Raw genomic sequence first — 17,080 nt, forward strand, 5'->3', positions numbered from 1 at the left:
CGCGCGCTCCTAGCTGGGTATCGGGATCGGAGACGGGAGGGACGGTGACTCCCGGAGTTCGTCGAGCAACTGCGCCGCGAGTTGCAGGACGGTGTCGTCGGTCAGGGCTGCGCCGAGCAGCATCGCGCTGGCGGGTCTGCCGTCGGCGGTCGTCCCCACCGGCACGGCGACCCCCAGCAGGTCGAGCAGGTTGCCGAAGTGGGTGTAGTGCCCCAGCACCGTGTTGGTCTCGATCGGGCGCTCGAGCACCTCGTCGACGGTGAACGTGGTGCCGATGGTCGGCACCACGAGTACGTCCATCCGCTGCCAGAGCCTGCCCACCACCGCCTTGAGTTCCTGTAGCGCCTGCAGTGCGGCGAATGCGTCGACAGCGCTGTAGCGGTGCCCGCCCCGCAGGATGTCACGTACCACCGGGTGAATCGAATCCGGTTGCGCCGCCAGGAAATCGGCGAACTCGACCAGTCGTTCGGCGACCCATGGGCCCTGATAGAGGAGCTCGCCGGCGGCCAGGAACGGCTCGAGCGAGACGTCGACCACGGTGTGCTGCCGAGCGACGTGCTCGCGGAAGGCGAGGTGGGCGTCGCACATCTCGGCGTCGCCGAAGAACTCGAGCTGCTCGACGGGCGGCAACCCCACCCGGATGCCGGTGCCGTCGTGGCGTGGGCCGCGGTCACGCGACCACGGATCACCGTCGTCGCGGGCGATCATCACGTCGAGCACGCGGTGGACGTCGTCGATGCACCCCGCCATCACGCTGAGGCAGTCCAGCGACTTGCACGCCGGAACCAGCCCCACCGTGCTGATCAGCCCGCGCGACGGTTTGCACCCGATGACCCCGTTCAGCGCGGCGGGCACCCGACCGGACCCGGCCGTGTCGGTCGCGACGGCGAACGGCACCTGCCCGAGCGCGACTGCCAGCGCCGACCCCGAACTCGATCCGCCGGAGATCAGCCCGCCGCCGTAGACGCTGCGCGGCACGGTGTAGGGGGTGCGGGTGCCGTTGAGCCCGGTGGCGAACTGGTCGAGGTTGGTCTTGCCGACGTACAGCGCACCGGCGTCGAGCAGTCGGCGGACCGCCGGCGCGGTCGAGGACGCGAGGTAGGCGTAGTCCGGGCAGGACAGCGTGGTGGGCACACCCTCGACGTCGATGCTGTCCTTGACTCCGAACGGCACGCCGTAGAGCGGCAGCGTGCGGGCGTCGGGCCGTCGTTCGATGTCGGCGGCGGCCGCGAGCAGCTCGTCGCGCGGCACCGTCGACAGCCAGGTCCCGTCGTCGCCGCGGGCCGCGATCGCGTCGGCGACCCGCGCGGCGGTCTTGGTCGGGGAGCCGGTGCCACCGGCGTGGGACGCCAGGATCTCGGCAACCGACGGTCCGATCGAGGGGCCGCTCGTCTCACCAGGCATAACTGCCGATTGTCGACAGGCGGATGGCGTCCGCGCGTCGGTCGTGTGTCGATCGTGTTAGCAGCTCTGCGAAGCACTCTCCAAGCCGCGGACCGCGGCGGTGTGGGTACCGGCAATGCGGCCGCACATCCCGCCGCAGCGCGTCTGAGCAGTGATTCGACACCGGTAGCTGACACGTGTTCTAGTGCACAGGTGCTGGAGTACACCCACGTCGAGGGTCTGAGCTCGACGGACGTCGCCCGGCTGCGGGAGATCTACGAGCCGCTGACGGCGTCGGTACGCGCGTTGATCGACGCCACGATCCGCACTGAGACCGACGCCGAAACCGTGGCCGCCGCCAGGGCGGAGATCGACGCGGCCACCGCGCGCCTGCGGAGCAGGCAACTCGACGGGCCGTTCGGGGTGCAGTTCAGCTCCGACGGCGATCAGATGCCGTGGGGCAACCCCGTCGTCGGGGTGCGCAACCCGATCGCGCCGCCACTGGTCATCCACCGCGACGCGGACGATCGCGTCTCCTCGGACTTCCACCTGGGTGCGGCATACGAAGGTCCACCCGGACACGTGCACGGCGGGGTGGCCGCATTGGTGCTCGATCACGTACTGGGGGAGGCCGCGAGCGATGCGCGCACGCCGCGGCTCACCGGCACGATCACCATGCGCTATCTGCGCACCACCCGACTCGGCCGGTTGCACGCGGAGGCCCATATCTCGCGGGTCGACGGGGTCAAGGCGTTCGTCGTCGGCCACCTCGCCGACGAGGACGGCGTCACGGTCGAAGCCGAGGGTGTGTTCATCCAGCCCAGGTGGGCTCGGGGATAGGTGTGATCGCCGCGAGGCTGCGGGTGATCGCGGTCAGTTCGGTGACCAGCACGCGCGCGCCGCTGCTGCCCGCGGTCACCGTGTGTGCCACATCGCGCACGCGCCGGTCGGCCGCCATCAGCTCGGGCAGGTCCACCGTCCACAGCGCGGCCGGATTCGGCGGAGCCCCGCGCAGCGCGTCGACATAGTCGTCCACCGCGGCGACGAACTCGGGACTCAGCGTGACCGGTTGAACGGGCAGGCTGCTCTCCATCGTCGTGCACGCCCCGGTGATCGCGTTGAGCGCCGTCCGCAGGGATCGCAACCACTGCCGCTCCGTGGGGTCCTGCAACCGGGTCGCACCGGAGGCTGCTTCGAACGCCGCGCGGGCACGGAAGGCGCGCTGCCACGCCGCCGCGAGCGCATCCGCCGGCCGGTCGAGTTCGTGCACGAACGCGCGCACCACCATTGCCGCGTAGTCGATCTCGGTCATCAGCAGTTCACCGGCGCGCTGGCGCAGCCGGATCATCGCATCGTCGGGCAGCGTCACATGGGTGATCAGCGCCAGACCGCCGCCCATCGCGACCGCCACCAGCCGGTGGATCACCGCGGTGCCCTCGACCGGTTCGGCGATGCCGAGCAGGAACACCACCGCCGCGGCCAGCGCCGCACTCACCGCGATGTACCCGAAACCCCATACCGCGTAGGCCACTCCCACGAACGCCGCCGCGCTGGCCGCCGCCACCATGCCCGACGGCGGCCACAGCAGGCTGACCGCGGACGCCACCACGATTCCTCCGGCGAGGCCGGCCAGCCGGCCCGCGCACCGGGTGTAGGTGTGCGCGGTCTCCGGCCGCAGCACCAGCAGCACGGTCAGCGCGATCCAGTAAGGCTCGCTCAGATCGGCGAAACGCGCTGCCGCCACGCCGACCGCGGTGGCCGCCGAGAGCCGGACCGCGTGGCGCAGCACCGGTGAGGTCGACACCAGATGGCGGCGCAACACACCCGCCGAACCCGACAACGAACCTCGGAGGTCCGGTCCGCGCAGCCAGCCGAAGCGCAGCACCGCCGCTTCGTGCAGCTGTTCGGAGAACCGTTGGGCCGCATTGGCCCCCGGGCCTGTGACGGCCGCGGCCGCGGCATCGACGCGCTGTAGCGCGCGGTCGGCGCCGCGGTGTGCGGCAACCCCGTGCTCGGCGATCGCGTCGAGGAACTCCCCGGCAGCCGAAGACAGCTCGGTCAGATCGGCATCGGTGCGGCGCAGCGCCACCAGGGTGGCGGCGATCCGTTCGGGCAGTTGGTAACCCAGCTGATACGCCTTCGGGCGCTGGTGTTGCGGGATGTTGCTGAACACCTCCCGCAGCCACGCCAGCTGTGCCGGGTCGAGCGGCGTCTCGGTGTCCACCGCCAGGTTCCTGGCGTCCTGCGCGAGCGACCGGTGGGCGCGGGTGAGCGCGTGCTGCTGGGCGCGCCACCGTTGCGGCGGACGCAGCCAGACCAGACCTGCCTGTACCAGACCCGTGGCCACCGTCAACGCCGTCGTGGCCGCGACCGCGGGGAGCGACATCGACTCCGGCGGGGTGATCACCAGCAGACCCGCCGCGGCGGCGGCCACAAAACCGGCGTTGGCGCCCAGCGCCCACTGCATACCCGCGAGGAAACACCAACCCGCGACCACGGCCACGAACACCGCGTCGTAGTCGGTGGTCAGCGAGCCCAGCAGGGCGGCGGCGCCCACCTCGGCCGACGCGATGACGACGATGGGCAGCCGCCGACCCGGGGTGTCCTGCAGCGCGATGGCACCGGTGATGATGCCGGCGCCGGCGGTCCACATCGCGGCGGTCGGCGAAATCCAGTACAGCGCTGCGGCAGTCAGCGCGAGTACGCCGAGCAGGCTGCGGACCACCGCACCGACTCCCGGCGTGGTCAGCCGAACCGTGTCCATCATCCGGCTGTCGACGTGCACGCGACCATTCTCCCCCCGTGAAGCCGACGGCCCCGATGTGACTCGCGCGAGGCCGCGAAGTCAGTAGGTTGCACAGGTGGAAAAAGTCATGATCACGCTGCGCTCACCGGACGCCGACGACACCTGGTGTACCCGGTTGCGCGCCGAGGTGACTCCTCGGCTCCTGGACCTGGGCGTGCCGGGACTGACGGTCAACGTCCGCGACGCGCCGGTCCGGGAGTCGATGATGACGCTGACGACCCTCGATCCGCCGGTGGTGGCCGTGGTGAGCCTGTGGACGCAGCAGTCCTACGGCGCTGACGTCCGCGGCGCCGTCGACGTGCTGAGCCCCGAATGCGATTCGGTGGCGGCCTATCTGGTGACCGAGTCGGTGCCACTGGCCGCGCCGGCCACCGAACCGGGCGCGCGCACCGAGGGGCTGGCGAACATCGCGCTGCTGCGGCGGCCGGACGACCTCGACGAGCCGACGTGGCGCAGCCGTTGGCATCTGGACCACACGCCGGTGGCGATCGCCACGCAGGCCACGTTCGGTTACGTCCAGAACACCGTCGTGGGCGCCCTCACCGACGACGCACCGGTCATCGCCGCGATCGTCGAGGAGCTCTTTCCCCTTGCCGCGGTGTCGGATTTGCACGCGTTCTTCGGTGCGGCCGACGACGCCGATCTGACCGACCGTATGCAGCGGATGCTGGCCAGCACGGAATCGTTCGGCGCGAACCGGAACATCGACACGGTGCCCACCAGTCGCTACGTCATGCGCAGTCCATTCGCGGCGGGCTGACGTTACGCTGCTGCGGTGACCCTGCAGATCAGCGACTCCGACGGGGTGCGCACCGTCACGCTCGACCGGCCAGAGGCGCTCAACGCCTTCAACGAGGCCCTCTACGACGCGGCCACGGTGGCGCTGCGGGAGGCCGACGCGGACCCTTCGGTGGCGGTGGTGCTGCTCACCGGCGCCGGTCGCGCGTTCAGCGCCGGCAACGACCTCAAGGAGATGGCCGCCCGGGTCACCGATCCGGACTTCCAGCCGGGGGAGCATGGTTTCCCCGGACTCATGGACGCGCTGCTCGACCTGCGGAAGCCGTTGCTGTGCGCGGTCAACGGCCTCGCCGTGGGCATCGGCACCACCATCCTCGGGTACGCCGATCTGGTGTTCATGTCGACGACGGCGCGGTTGAAGTGTCCGTTCACCAGCCTGGGCGTGGCACCGGAGGCGGCGTCGTCCTACCTGCTGCCACAGCTGATGGGCCGGCAGAACGCGGCCTGGCTGCTGATGTCCTCGGAGTGGCTGTCGGCCACCGACGCGCAGCGGACGGGGATCGCCTGGCAGGTGTGCGAACCGGATGAGCTGCTCGAGGAGGCCCGACGGCACGCCGACGTCCTCGCCTCGCGCCCGATCTCGAGCCTGATGGCGGTCAAACAGACCATCGTCGAGCCGACGCGGGCCGAGGTGAAGGCCGCGATCGCCCGGGAGTACGCCCAGTTCGAGGTGCTGTTGGGCAGTGCGGCCAATACGGATGCCCTCGCCGCCTTCTCCGACCGCGGGCAGGGCTGAGCGGACCCTCAGGCGCGTGACGGGCAACCGTTGAACTGCGCGGGGCACCCGCTGACGTGGTGGGCATCGAGGATCGCCCGCAGCGTGCGGCGGCACCGGCCGCAATCGCTGCCCGCCCCGCAGGCCTCCGCGATCTCCTTCGACGTGGAGGCGCCTGCGGCGACGACGTCGTTGACCACGTGACTGGTCACTCCCATGCACAGGCAGACGAACACGGCCGGACCCCCGCTATCCCTCGTCGTCCACGGCCATGATGTGGGCGAGCTTGCCCACGAACAGGGTGGGGTAGGCGCCGAGGCCGGCCCGCGACATCCATTCCGCGGAGGCGTCCGGGTGGTCGATCCACTGCCGGGCGCTGCGCTCGTCATCGATCTCCTGCAGGATCATCACTTCCTGCCCGTCGTCGAGGGCCTGGTAGACCCACAGCTTGCGGACACCGGCCTCTGCGAACCGGTCCAGCCCGTCGTGCAGCTTGACCATGAGCGCCTGCACATCGTCGACGGCGGCCATCGCGCCGACGATGACGCCGGCGACGTGGCGCTCTGAGGAGGGCCCGTCCAAGTCGATCTTCTCGACGACCTCGCCGCCGAACACCGGGGGAATGTCGTCGACGCCGGCGATGTCGAACCATTCGAATATCGCGGGGGAACGCACGATGTCCCGCACCGATCTGGGATGCCGAATGCCGATCGTCGTCAATATTCGGCCCGGCTCCCATATGGATTTGTAAACCACCACATGATGCGCGCCGATGGAATTCAGACCGGCTTTCTTCGTTTCGAGCCACGCCCACATTCGCTCGGGATCGCTGACGCGGAAATCGCACGCGAGAATAAATGAGTGGAGGTCATACTCACCCATTGTTTCCTGCCTGCCAGAGGTCCGCGTCCGCATGTTAGTGCAGTCTAACCTTAGTTAGGACAGGCAGTCCAGAGAACCTGGCACGCGATGCCCGCAGCAACCTCCACCGGTGGACAGGTGCGCTCAAAACACCCCGCTATCAAGCGAAACGAGTCGCTCTCGTCGTGCTTAAGCGCTAGATTGCAGGGGTACGGCAAGCACTGAGACCCGAGCGGCCACCACGGTCTTGAGGAGAGGTCCATGCAAGGCGATCCCGATGTCCTGAAATTGCTCAACGAGCAGTTGACAAGCGAATTGACGGCGATCAACCAGTATTTCCTCCATTCGAAGATGCAGGACAGCTGGGGCTTCACCGAATTGGCGAGTCACACGCGTGATGAATCGTTCGACGAAATGCGCCACGCGGAGGCGATTACCGATCGAATCCTTCTCCTCGACGGACTGCCGAATTATCAACGGCTGTTCTCGTTACGGGTGGGGCAGACCCTCAGGGAGCAATTCGAGGCCGATCTGGCAATCGAATACGAGGTGGTCACCCGGCTCAAGCCCGGCATCATCATGTGCCGCGAGAAGGGTGACGCCACCACGGCCACGCTGTTCGAGAAGATCCTCGCCGACGAGGAGAGTCACATCGACTATCTCGAGACACAGCTGGAGCTGATGGACAAGCTCGGCGAGCAGCTCTACGCGGCGCAGTGCGTCTCGCGCCCTCCGCAATAACCTGTGCACCGCCGTACTGACTGACCCGCGCCGTTCCGGGGTAACCCGAGGCGCGGGTCGGTTTGTGTTCGAGGTCACCTCGGGAATGAACCGGCCCGCCGTAACTTTTATAGCCTAGCTAACGATGTAGCGTTCGGCGTCACGAGAGGCAGGCATGGCGAGCTCACCCCCCACCACCGCAGCGCCACCGGATTCCGGCGGCGCGACGATCAGCGCGCAGCGGCGCAACCTGATCTTCGTCGCGGTGCTGCTCGGCATGCTGCTCGCCGCACTCGATCAGACGATCGTCGCGACCGCGCTGCCGACCGTGGTCGCGGATCTCGGCGGCGCCGGACACCAGAGCTGGGTGGTGACGAGCTATCTGCTGGCCTCGACGATCGCCACCGCGATCGTCGGAAAGCTCGGCGACCTGTTCGGCCGCAAGACCGTCTTCCAGGTAGCAGTGCTGTTCTTCCTCGCCGGATCAGTGCTGTGCGGGCTGGCGGGGTCGATGACGATGCTGGTCGCCGCCCGGGCACTGCAGGGTGTCGGTGGTGGCGCGCTGATGGTCACGGCGATGGCGCTGATCGGCGAGGTCATCCCGCTTCGCGACCGCGGCCGGTACCAGGGGGCGCTGGGCGCGGTCTTCGGCGTCACCACCGTCATCGGCCCGTTGCTCGGCGGCTTCTTCACCGATCACCTCACCTGGCGCTGGGCGTTCTGGATCAACGTGCCGGTGGGCATCGTGGTGTTCTTCGTGGCCGCCGCGGCGATCCCCGCGCTGAGCAGGTCCGGCCGCGCCACCATCGACTACGCCGGAATCGTCTTCGTCGGTCTCGGTGCCTCCGGTCTGACGCTGGCGACGAGCTGGGGCGGGGCCGAGTACGCCTGGTCCTCGCCGGTCATCATCGGTCTGTTCGTGGCCTCCGTGTTGGCGCTGGCGGTTTTCGTCCAGGTCGAGCGTCGTGCCAGCGAACCGATCCTCCCGATGCGGCTGTTCGCCAGCCCGGTGTTCACGGTGTGCTGCATCCTGTCGTTCATCGTCGGCTTCGCCATGCTCGGGGCGCTGACCTTCCTGCCCACCTTCATGCAGTTCGTCGACGGCGTCTCGGCCACCGAATCAGGGTTGCGCACCCTCCCGATGGTGGCGGGGCTGCTGATCACGTCGATGGGCAGTGGCGTCATCGTCAGCCGCACCGGGCGGTACAAGATCTTCCCCGTGCTGGGCACCGCGATCATGACGATCGGATTCCTGCTGCTGTCCCGGATGGACGCCACCACACCGCTGCTGCAGCAGTCGCTGTTCCTGTTCGTGCTGGGCACCGGCATCGGGCTGTGCATGCAGGTCCTCGTGCTCACCGTGCAGAACACCTCCACGTTCGAGGATCTCGGCGTCGCCACCTCCGGGGTCACGTTCTTCCGCACCATCGGCAGCTCCTTCGGCGCCGCCGTCTTCGGCTCGCTGTTCGCGAACTTCCTCGACGACCGCATCGGCGCCGCACTCCTCAGTAGCGGTGCGCCTCCGGTCGCGGCCGAGTCTCCGCAGGCCCTGCACCGACTGGCGCCGGACATCGCCGCCCCGATCGTCAACGCGTACGCCGATTCGCTCGGGCTGGTGTTCCTGTGCGCCGCCCCGGTCGCGGCCGTCGGCTTCGTGGTCGCGCTGCTCCTCAAGGAGGTGCCGCTGCGGGAGATGGAGACCGGTCTGGCCGTCGATCTGGGCGAGGGCTTCGCGATGCCGGGTTCGGAATCCCCGGAAAAGATGCTCGAGTCGGCGGTGGGCCGGTTGCTGCGCAGTTCCCCGGACATCCGGTTGCGCGCGGTCGCCGGGCGGCCGGGCTGTGAACTCGACGTCGCGCGGCTGTGGGCGCTGCTCCAGATCTACCGCCACAACCAGGTGTTCGGAACGGCGCGGCTGAGCGAGATCGCCGAGCGGTTGCGCATTCCGTGTGAAGTGGTCGAACCGGTTTTCGACGACCTGGTGTCCACCGGATACGCCGTGCGGACCGGAGATCTACTGTGGCTCAGCCAGTCAGGCGCGCGCCAGGTCGACGCCGTGTCGACGGTATTCGTCGGCATGATCGTCGACAAGCTCGCGAAGGCGCCGACCTTCGAGGGCCGTCCGGACCGGTTGCAGGTCGAGGCGGCGCTGGAGCGGATCACCCACCGGATGCTCGTCCAGCGGGACTGGGAGTGGGACGAGGACTTCGAACGCACTCCGTGACGGAGGCCCGCGCGTAGCATGCGGCCATGAGCCGAATCGGAGATTTCGCCGACGACGACATCACGGCCTTCGCGGTCCGCTCACCCGATCTCGGTGCAGCCATGGCCGGCTTCAGCCACGCCGTCTACACCAAAGGCCGACTGCCCATGCGGGTGCGGGAACTCGCGCGTGTCGTCATCGCGAACGCCAACGAGTGTGTGGTGTGCCAGAACACCCGTGACTCCGACGGCGCCGCGGCGGGGGTCGACGAGGATCTCTACCGCTACGCCGATCAGTGGCGCACATGGCCCGGCTACAGCCCGGCCGAGCGCATCGCGGCGGAGTTCGCCCACCGATTCGCCACCGACCACACGGGACTGCGCGACGACGACGATTTCTGGGCCAGGGCGGGTGAGCACTTCGACGCCGAGCTGATCACCGATCTCGCGCTGTCGTGTGCGATGTGGGTCGGCATGGGACGGGTGCTGAGCACCCTCGACATCGGCCAGAGCTGCAAGCTCACCTTGTGATTCGGGGCGCCACCGGGCGCCCACCCGGTGGAGAATGACTGGCATGGCAGCAAAACCCCTCGCCGCAGCCGCCATCGCGCAACTGGAGTCCGACGGTGTCGCCACGTTGATCGGCACGGTCGTCAATCCGGCGGGACTCACGCACGCAAAGACCATTCCGCTGCGCCGGATGGGCACCTTCGCCGATCCAGGTCTGGGCGCGAGCCCGGTGTGGCATGCGTTCACCATCGACCAGACCGGCATCGTCTTCGGTGACAGCATTAGCGTCGTCGGCGACCAGCGGATCCGCATCGACCTCGGCGCCCTGCGCATCCTGGGCGACGGATTGGCATGGGCGCCAGGCGGATTCTTCGATCAGAACGGTGAACCCGACCCCCGGTGCAGCCGCGGTGCACTGCGCCGGGTCGAGGAACGGTTGTCCGCCGCGGGCCTGACCGCCTCGGTCGGTCACGAGATGGAGTTCGTCCTCGTCGGCCCGGACGGCGGCCGGCTGCCGTCGACCCTGTGGGCGCAGTACGGACTCGCCGGGGTGCTCGAGTATGAGGGCTTCGTCCGTGACGTCACCGATGCGGCGACGAGCTCCGGAATCCCGATCGAGCAGTTCCACCCGGAGTACGGCGCCAATCAGTTCGAGATCTCGCTTCCGCCGATGTCACCGGTCGCCGCGGCCGATCTGCTGATGTTGATGCGGATCATCGTCAGCCGGGTGGCCCGCCGGTACGGGATGCGGGTGAGCCTGTCGCCCGTCCCGTTCGCAGACAGTGTGGGAAACGGTGCGCACCAGCACTTCTCACTTATCCGGGCGGGTGCGCCGTTGTTCTCCGGCGGTTCCGGCGCCCGCGGCATGACGACGGAGGGGGAACACGCGGTCGCCGGTCTGGTGGCCGGTCTGCCCGAGGCGCAGGGCGTGCTGTGCGGTTCGGTGCTCTCAGGTCTGCGGATGCAGCCGGGTCACTGGTCGGGTGCCTACATCTGCTGGGGCACTGAGAACCGCGAAGCCGCAGTGCGGTTCCTCCAGGGTGGAGCGGGCAACGTCCACGGCGGCAACGTCGAGGTCAAGGTCGTCGATCCGTCGGCCAACCCGTACCTCGCCTCGGCGGCCATCCTCGGCATGGCACTCGACGGAATCGAATGCGAGTCGGCGTTGCCGTCGGAGACCACGGTGGACCCGGCGGCGCTCACGGAAGAACAACGCACACAGGCGGGTACCGTGCTGCTCGCGTCCGAGCAGGCCGACGCGATACGCGCCCTGGACCAATCCGCGACGATGCGCCGGATACTCGGAGACGCGGTGGTCGACGCGGTGGTCGCGGTACGGCGTTACGAGGCAGAGCATTTCGGTGCGTTGTCGCCGGAGGAACGGGCCGACAAGTTCCGGATGGCGTGGAGCGTGTGACGACGGGCGGGGCGCGGGCGCTCAGATCAGGCCCGTGGCGTCGAACACCCAGGAGGTATCGGCGGTCGCGAGATCCTCCAGCCACGTGGGAGGCGCGGTGGCCGTCAACCCCGACATGTCCCAATAGTCCTTCCACAGCCTGATCTTGCCGTCGACGACCCGGTGCACGGTGACGAAGTGCAGGACCGCGGTTTCCCCGCTCGCCCAGTGCCAGGTCTCGGAATGCTCGTACATCACGTCGGCGCCGTCGCTCACCAGCAACCCGTCGTGGTTCTCGTAACCCGCGAGCGGTTCGAGCCCGACCTTGAGCCGTTTGACGATGTCGTCGGGGCCGCGGGCGGCCAGCGCCGGTCCGACGGGCATGTCGGCGTAGATGCAGTCGTCGGACAGGTGGGACTTCACCGCATCCCAGTCCCGGGCGGACAGCGACTTCCACATGCCCAGGACCGTATCCTCAACGGACACCGGCGAACTCCGATGCCGATGCGGGGAGGGCGGGAGTCCGGTGCGCGGCGCGCAGGAAGCGTCCGGTGCGCTGTGTGCCGACCAGAGCGGTCGGTGCGCCGTCGCGGAACACCGCGCGCCCGCCGACCAGGACGGCGGTGACGGTGCTGTCGTTGCGGTTCACCATGCGCTCGAGGCCGCCGTAGAAGTCGACGGGGTCCTCGGCGTACTCGTCGAGAGTCGAGTCGAGGCGGGCCGGGTCGATCACCACGATGTCGGCGCGGTCACCGACGCGCAGATGTCCGGCGTCGAGGCGGTACCAGTCGGCGAGTTCACCGGTGAGCCGGTGCACTGCCTGCTCGACGGTCATGAACGGCCTGCCGGCCTGCTGCGCGTCGCGGACGTGGCGCAGCAGGCGCAGGCCCATGTTGTAGAACGCCATGTTGCGCAGGTGCGCCCCCGCATCGGAGAAGCCCATCTGGATCCCGGGGTCACGCGCCATCTTCTTGAGGATGTCCGGCCGGTGGTTGGAAATCGTCGTGCGCCAACGTAGTTCGCGCCCGTGTTCGAGCACCAGGTCGAGGAAGGCGTCGACGGGATGCAGGCCTCGCTCCACGCCGACCTGCCCGAACGACTTGCCGACGATCGAGCCGTCGGGACAGCCGACGATCTCGGCGTCGAAGAGGTCGCGGTGCCATACCCGCACACCCATCTTGCTCTCGTAGTCCTTGCGGAAGCGGCGGCGATAGTCCTCGTCGCGCATCAGAGCGTTGCGTTCGACCTCGTCGCGCAGGTGCAATGCCGCCGCACCCGCACCGAACTCCTCGAACACCACGAGGTCGATGCCGTCGGCGTACACCTCGAACGGGACGGGCAGGTGCTGCCACCGGAAGTTGCCGCCGAACCGGTTGACGATCCGCGCGATCGGCCCGAGGGCGCGAATCGCATACGGGTTGGACTTCACGTCCGCCGCCGAGAGCAGGCTGGTCTTGAGCGGGTTGCGGAAGAGGCCGAGGGACTGCGCCACCTGGGAGCCGAGGTTCAGCGGGTTGGTGATGTCGGGGCCGGACTGCAGAACCCGGCCGCTGCGCCGTAGCAGTGACTTCAGGCGGCGCAGTTCGCGCGGTCTGGCGTAGGTGGAGGGCAGCGTGCGCGAGCGGCAGGTGTCGCCGTCGAGTTTGTCGAACAGCAGCTGCTGCGAGGACATGCCGACGAACCCGGCCTCGAGCGCCTCGTCGAGCATCTCTTCCATTCGGGACTGTTCGGTGCGGCTCGGACGCTCGGTCTTGCGGGTGGCGCGGTCGAGGCCCATGACGGCGGTTCGCATGTCGCTGTGGCCGATGAAGGCGCAGATGTTCGGTCCCAGCGGCAGTGATTCGAGTGCGGTCACATACTCTTCGCACGTCGTCCAGGTCTTGTGCCGGTCGACCGCGGCGATGACGTGCTCACGCGGGATGGCCTCCACCCGGCCGAACAGGTCGCCGGCGTCGCTGCCGTCGACGTGAATGGTCGACAGCGAGCACGAGCCCACCATCACCGTCGTCACGCCGTGGCGCAGCGACTCGGACAGGGCCGGACCTTCGAGCACCTCGACGTCGTAGTGCGTGTGGATGTCGAGCATGCCGGGAAGTACCCACTTGCCGGTGGCGTCGATGACCTGCGGGCATCCGGTGGCATCGAGATCCTCGGCCGTGATGGTGACGACATGGCCGTCGCGGATCCCGATGTTGCGTACTGCCGACGGCGCACCGGTGCCGTCGAACCAGCGGCCGTTGCGGATGATCGTGTCGTAGGTCACGTTGCCATAGAACAACCCGGGTTCTCCGGTGTCAACGCCATCGGTGAACAGATTCCGCGATTTGTCTACCGAAGTGCCGGAGGTCAGCCGGTCCACCCGTCGGGTCGGCGACCGTCGACGTCGGTGAATCCGTACTCGCGCGATACGGTGGCCGAGGTCAGGGAGCGTTGGTTCCACCGGCTGGACTCGGGGTCGGCCGCGATCGCGGCGACGGCGCGGCCGACGAACCGGGGCGTCTCCGAGTTCGCGAACCCCGGCGGAGCCGCCGGGTAGCCGTCGGACCGGCAGGGGTTCAAGGCGTACGCCAGTCGGCTTCGGTGACGCCGTAGTTGTCGAGCATCATCTCCGAGCGCAGCCAGCCTGGAGTGAGGGCGACGGCCGTGGCGCCGAAGGGCGCCAGTTCGTGCCCGTGGCTGAACGCCAGCCGATTGACAGCGCACTTGGCCAGATCGTAGAACACCGAGAGCCGATAGTTCGCCGCGTTGCATTCGGTTGTGCCGTCTGTGATCTCGACCAAGAGTCCGCCGGGCCGGGTGACCAGCAACGGCAGCAGGAAGTGTGAGGTGATCAGGTGAGTGTCGACGCCGAGACGCAGGATGCGCAGTCCGTCGTCGAGGTCGTGTTGCCACATCGGGCGGCCCCAGGACGACGGTGGCCCCTTGAGCACCTCGGCCCCCCACAGGTCGTTGACCAGGATGTCGATGCGGCCCTGGTCGACGCGCAGCTTGTCGGCCAGGGCGCCCACCTGCTCGGTGTCCAGGTGATCGACGCGGTGGGCGATGCCCCGGCCGCCGAGAGCGTCGACCAGTTCGGCAGTCTCCTCGATGGTCTCCGGCCGGTCGTAGTCCGAGCCGCCGCGGCCCCGACGGCTGCTGCGTCCGGTGCAGATGACCGTGGCGCCGGCTTCGCCGAGGGCGGCGGCGATCCCGCGGCCGGCGCCGCGCGTCGCCCCCGCCACCACGGCGATGCGTCCGCGGAGCGCGTCCGGATCAGGACGCCATGTCATGGAGTGAGTATCGCGCGGTGAGGCAATCGCTACCGGCGCTTCGACGGGAAGCGCATACTCGCGAACGTGACACCGCTGCAGCGATACATCGCCGAAGAGATCGCCACCGACCATGTCGACGGATTGTTGTCCCGCCGTGAGGCGTTGCGCAGGCTCTCCCTGCTCGGTATCGGGACCGCCGGCGCGACGGCGTTGTTCGCCGCGTGCAGTGAGAACAAACAGCAGCAGGCGGAAGCGCCGGCGACGTCCAGCGGTGCCGCGACGGTGATCGCCCCGCCGCCGGGGGCGGACAATGCCCTGCCGACGGAGCCGGTCACCTGGGCCGGGCCGCGCGGGGAGTTGCAGGGCGCGTGGGCGGCGGCGACCGAACCCCGAGGTGCCGTGCTGGTGATCCACGAGAACAAGGGGCTCAACGACTACATCCGTTCGGTGGCCGGCCGATTCGCCGGCATCGGATACTCCGCGTTGGCGATCGATCAACTCTCCGGAGCAGGCGGCACCGCAACCTTCGCCGATCCGGCCGAGGCCACCGCGGCGTTGAGCACGCTGCCACCGGCCGACGCCGTCGCCGACCTCAAGTCGGGTATCGACGAGCTGGCGCGCCGGGTGCCGGACCGCGGGCTTGCCGCGGTCGGATTCTGCATGGGCGGAGGCATGGTCTGGCGCCTGCTGGCCGCCGGCGAACCGCGATTGGCCGCCGCCGTGCCGTTCTACGGTCCGACACCGGACAACCCGGACTTCTCGAATTCGAGAAACGTTGCTGTGCTGGGGATCTACGCGGCCCAAGATCAGCGCGTGAATGCCAGCGAGCCGGTCGCCCGCGCGGCGTTGGAAAAGGCCGGGATGGTCTTCGAGCTCGTCACCGAACCCGATGCCAACCACGCCTTTTTCAACGACACCGGTGAGCGGTACAACGCCACCGCTGCTGCCGACGCGTGGAAGCGCGTGCAGGAGTGGTTCGCCCGCCACGTCGACTAGTTGTGATGTCCAGGGACAACTAGTCGGGTTCGTCATTCTCGCCGTCCGGGTCTTTGTGGTCGGTGAGGTAGCGGTGGGGGTGGAAGTAGTTGTTGACTCGGGGTTGGCCGGTGTCGAGGTGTTTGGGTGGGATCCAGTGGGTGCGTCCGTTGCCGGGGCGTTCGGTGGTGTATCCGGTTTTCTCGACCATGAGGTTGCCGGGTTGGCAGGCCAGGGTGAGGTCGGGGATGTCGGTGCGCCCGCCTTTGGAGTGGTCGTGGGTGTGGTGGGCTTCGGTCCAGTAGAACGGCACGGTGCAGTCGGGGTGGGTGCATCCGCGATCCCGTGCGAACAGGGCCAATCTCTGGGCGGTGGTGGCGTTGCGGCGGGCGCGGCCGAGGTAGAGGATTTCTTCGGTGTGGTCGTCGAACACCGCCAGGTAGTGCCGGGAGCGTGCGGCCATCCGGATGAGGTCGCGGATGGGGAGTTTGTTGCCGCCGCCGGTGTCGGCCCACCCCGCGGCACGTTCGAGTTCGTTGACGGTGGTGGTGGCGACGATGGTGGCGGGTACCCCGGCGATCTGGCCGAGGGTCCCGGATTCCACGGTGTCACGCAGGACCCGTTTCAGCGCGTCGTGGTGGCGTTGTTCGGGGGTGCGGTCATCGCGTCCGGTGTGGGTGTCGTCGTGGGGCAGGTTGGCCCCGGGGGCGGCGTGTTTGGCGGCGGCCACATCCCAGAGGGCGCGGGTTTCGGCGTCGATGTAGCCCTCGACGCGGCTCATCCCATCGGCTTGTTGGCGACCGATTTTGAGGCTGCGGCGGCGCTGCTGGGTTCGGTGGTCGGGTTCGGTGCCGTCCTGGTCGATGAAGTCCAGCAGGGCTTTGGCGGCCTTCTTGAACTGGTCGGGTCGCAACTCCTTCGCGTGGCGGACCAGGGTGTGTTCGTAGTCGTCGCGGCGGGCGAAGGATACCCAGACGGGGAGTTTCTTGACGAACTCCTGGATGACGCGCACATGGGCTTGCCCGATCGTCCCGCGGGCTACCGCAGCGGCCGTGCACGCGAGTTCGGTGCCCACTCGTTCCCCGGTCAGGGTGTAGCGCGGTCCGAGTTGGCGGGCGTCGGTGAGCCGTTCACCGGCGTCTTTCTCCGAGATCCGTAACCGGTCGGCGAGCAGCTTCTTCATCGACGTCGCACCCAGGTCGTGGGGGTTGGCTTCCTCGACCAGCCGCGCGGTCAACCGGTGCTCCACACTGGGCACCGCCCACACGGTCTGCTTGATCCGATCCAACTCCGCCACCATCTGGGGGCAGGACAGGTCACTGATGGAAGCAGTCTGCATATCACCGACGGCCGCCAGAAGGCGATCCACCGCTTCGCTGAACTCCCCATCCATACATCGAACACTAGTTCGAACCACCGACAAATCGAGCCGCTAGCCCGGCGACGGGGGAGTTCACGACCCG

Annotated in this window: 15 protein-coding genes and 1 pseudogene; 8 read left to right on the forward strand and 8 right to left on the reverse strand. The window is 68.5% G+C overall.

Annotated features, from left to right (window positions below):
- Positions 1-9: 9 nt before the first annotated feature.
- A complete protein-coding gene (locus tag I7X18_RS14025) occupies positions 10-1,404 on the reverse strand; it encodes an allophanate hydrolase (RefSeq protein WP_193048081.1) in 1,395 nt (464 codons plus the stop codon).
- A 192-nt stretch (positions 1,405-1,596) separates the two neighbouring features.
- Here I7X18_RS14025 and I7X18_RS14030 point away from each other — a divergent pair, with 192 nt between their 5' ends.
- Complete coding sequence (locus I7X18_RS14030) at positions 1,597-2,223, forward strand: PaaI family thioesterase (RefSeq protein WP_193048167.1); 627 nt, start codon at positions 1,597-1,599, stop codon at positions 2,221-2,223.
- On the opposite strand, the gene I7X18_RS14035 is transcribed toward I7X18_RS14030, so the two are convergent.
- Positions 2,195-4,150, reverse strand: a complete 1,956-nt coding sequence (locus I7X18_RS14035) for an FUSC family protein (protein ID WP_193048166.1) — start codon at positions 4,148-4,150, stop codon at positions 2,195-2,197. The genes I7X18_RS14030 and I7X18_RS14035 overlap by 29 nt on opposite strands.
- 94 nt (positions 4,151-4,244) lie before the next feature.
- Here I7X18_RS14035 and I7X18_RS14040 point away from each other — a divergent pair, with 94 nt between their 5' ends.
- Both I7X18_RS14040 and I7X18_RS14045 read left to right on the forward strand, forming a co-directional pair.
- Positions 4,245-4,949 carry a hypothetical protein gene (locus I7X18_RS14040; RefSeq protein ID WP_193048080.1) on the forward strand — a complete coding sequence of 235 codons (705 nt, stop codon included), beginning with the start codon at positions 4,245-4,247 and terminating at the stop codon, positions 4,947-4,949.
- Positions 4,950-4,964: 15 nt separating this feature from the next.
- Positions 4,965-5,723 (forward strand): enoyl-CoA hydratase/isomerase family protein, encoded by a 759-nt coding sequence (locus I7X18_RS14045; protein WP_193048079.1) that lies wholly within the window; start codon positions 4,965-4,967, stop codon positions 5,721-5,723.
- An 8-nt stretch (positions 5,724-5,731) separates the two neighbouring features.
- Here the strand turns inward: I7X18_RS14045 and I7X18_RS14050 are convergent, their stop codons facing one another.
- Positions 5,732-5,938, reverse strand: coding sequence for a (2Fe-2S)-binding protein (locus tag I7X18_RS14050; RefSeq protein ID WP_193048078.1), 207 nt, complete (start codon positions 5,936-5,938; stop codon positions 5,732-5,734).
- 13 nt (positions 5,939-5,951) lie between these two features.
- On the reverse strand, positions 5,952-6,584 hold the full coding sequence (locus tag I7X18_RS14055; RefSeq protein WP_193048165.1) for a fatty-acid--CoA ligase: 633 nt from the start codon (positions 6,582-6,584) through the stop codon (positions 5,952-5,954).
- 240 nt (positions 6,585-6,824) lie between these two features.
- Here I7X18_RS14055 and bfr point away from each other — a divergent pair, with 240 nt between their 5' ends.
- From bfr to I7X18_RS14075, 4 genes are all read left to right on the forward strand, one after another.
- The gene (gene bfr, locus I7X18_RS14060) at positions 6,825-7,304 is read left to right on the forward strand and encodes a bacterioferritin (protein WP_193048077.1); all 480 of its coding nucleotides are present in this window, start codon (positions 6,825-6,827) and stop codon (positions 7,302-7,304) included.
- Between the two features lie 154 nt (positions 7,305-7,458).
- On the forward strand, positions 7,459-9,507 hold the full coding sequence (locus I7X18_RS14065) for an MDR family MFS transporter (protein WP_193048076.1): 2,049 nt from the start codon (positions 7,459-7,461) through the stop codon (positions 9,505-9,507).
- 26 nt (positions 9,508-9,533) lie between these two features.
- Positions 9,534-10,016, forward strand: coding sequence for a carboxymuconolactone decarboxylase family protein (locus tag I7X18_RS14070; RefSeq protein ID WP_193048075.1), 483 nt, complete (start codon positions 9,534-9,536; stop codon positions 10,014-10,016).
- Positions 10,017-10,050: 34 nt separating this feature from the next.
- Entirely contained in the window at positions 10,051-11,412 is a 1,362-nt protein-coding gene (locus I7X18_RS14075; RefSeq protein ID WP_193048074.1) for a type I glutamate--ammonia ligase, read from the forward strand.
- Positions 11,413-11,433: 21 nt separating this feature from the next.
- Here the strand turns inward: I7X18_RS14075 and I7X18_RS14080 are convergent, their stop codons facing one another.
- From I7X18_RS14080 to I7X18_RS14090, 3 genes and pseudogenes are all read right to left on the reverse strand, one after another.
- Positions 11,434-11,850 carry a nuclear transport factor 2 family protein gene (locus I7X18_RS14080; RefSeq protein WP_226864358.1) on the reverse strand — a complete coding sequence of 139 codons (417 nt, stop codon included), beginning with the start codon at positions 11,848-11,850 and terminating at the stop codon, positions 11,434-11,436.
- A 16-nt stretch (positions 11,851-11,866) separates the two neighbouring features.
- Positions 11,867-13,654 (reverse strand): N-acyl-D-amino-acid deacylase family protein, encoded by a 1,788-nt coding sequence (locus tag I7X18_RS14085; protein ID WP_193048072.1) that lies wholly within the window; start codon positions 13,652-13,654, stop codon positions 11,867-11,869.
- Positions 13,655-13,737: 83 nt separating this feature from the next.
- A pseudogene (locus I7X18_RS14090) lies at positions 13,738-14,660 on the reverse strand (SDR family oxidoreductase).
- A gap of 66 nt (positions 14,661-14,726) precedes the next feature.
- Between I7X18_RS14090 and I7X18_RS14095 the strand changes: the two are divergent.
- Entirely contained in the window at positions 14,727-15,638 is a 912-nt protein-coding gene (locus I7X18_RS14095) for a dienelactone hydrolase family protein (protein ID WP_193048071.1), read from the forward strand.
- Between the two features lie 19 nt (positions 15,639-15,657).
- On the opposite strand, the gene I7X18_RS14100 is transcribed toward I7X18_RS14095, so the two are convergent.
- Positions 15,658-17,010 carry an HNH endonuclease signature motif containing protein gene (locus I7X18_RS14100; protein ID WP_193048070.1) on the reverse strand — a complete coding sequence of 451 codons (1,353 nt, stop codon included), beginning with the start codon at positions 17,008-17,010 and terminating at the stop codon, positions 15,658-15,660.
- Between the last annotated feature and the right edge of the window lie 70 nt (positions 17,011-17,080).

This window comes from Mycolicibacterium baixiangningiae (genome assembly GCF_016313185.1).
GTDB classification, from domain to species: Bacteria; Actinomycetota; Actinomycetes; order Mycobacteriales; family Mycobacteriaceae; genus Mycobacterium; species Mycobacterium baixiangningiae.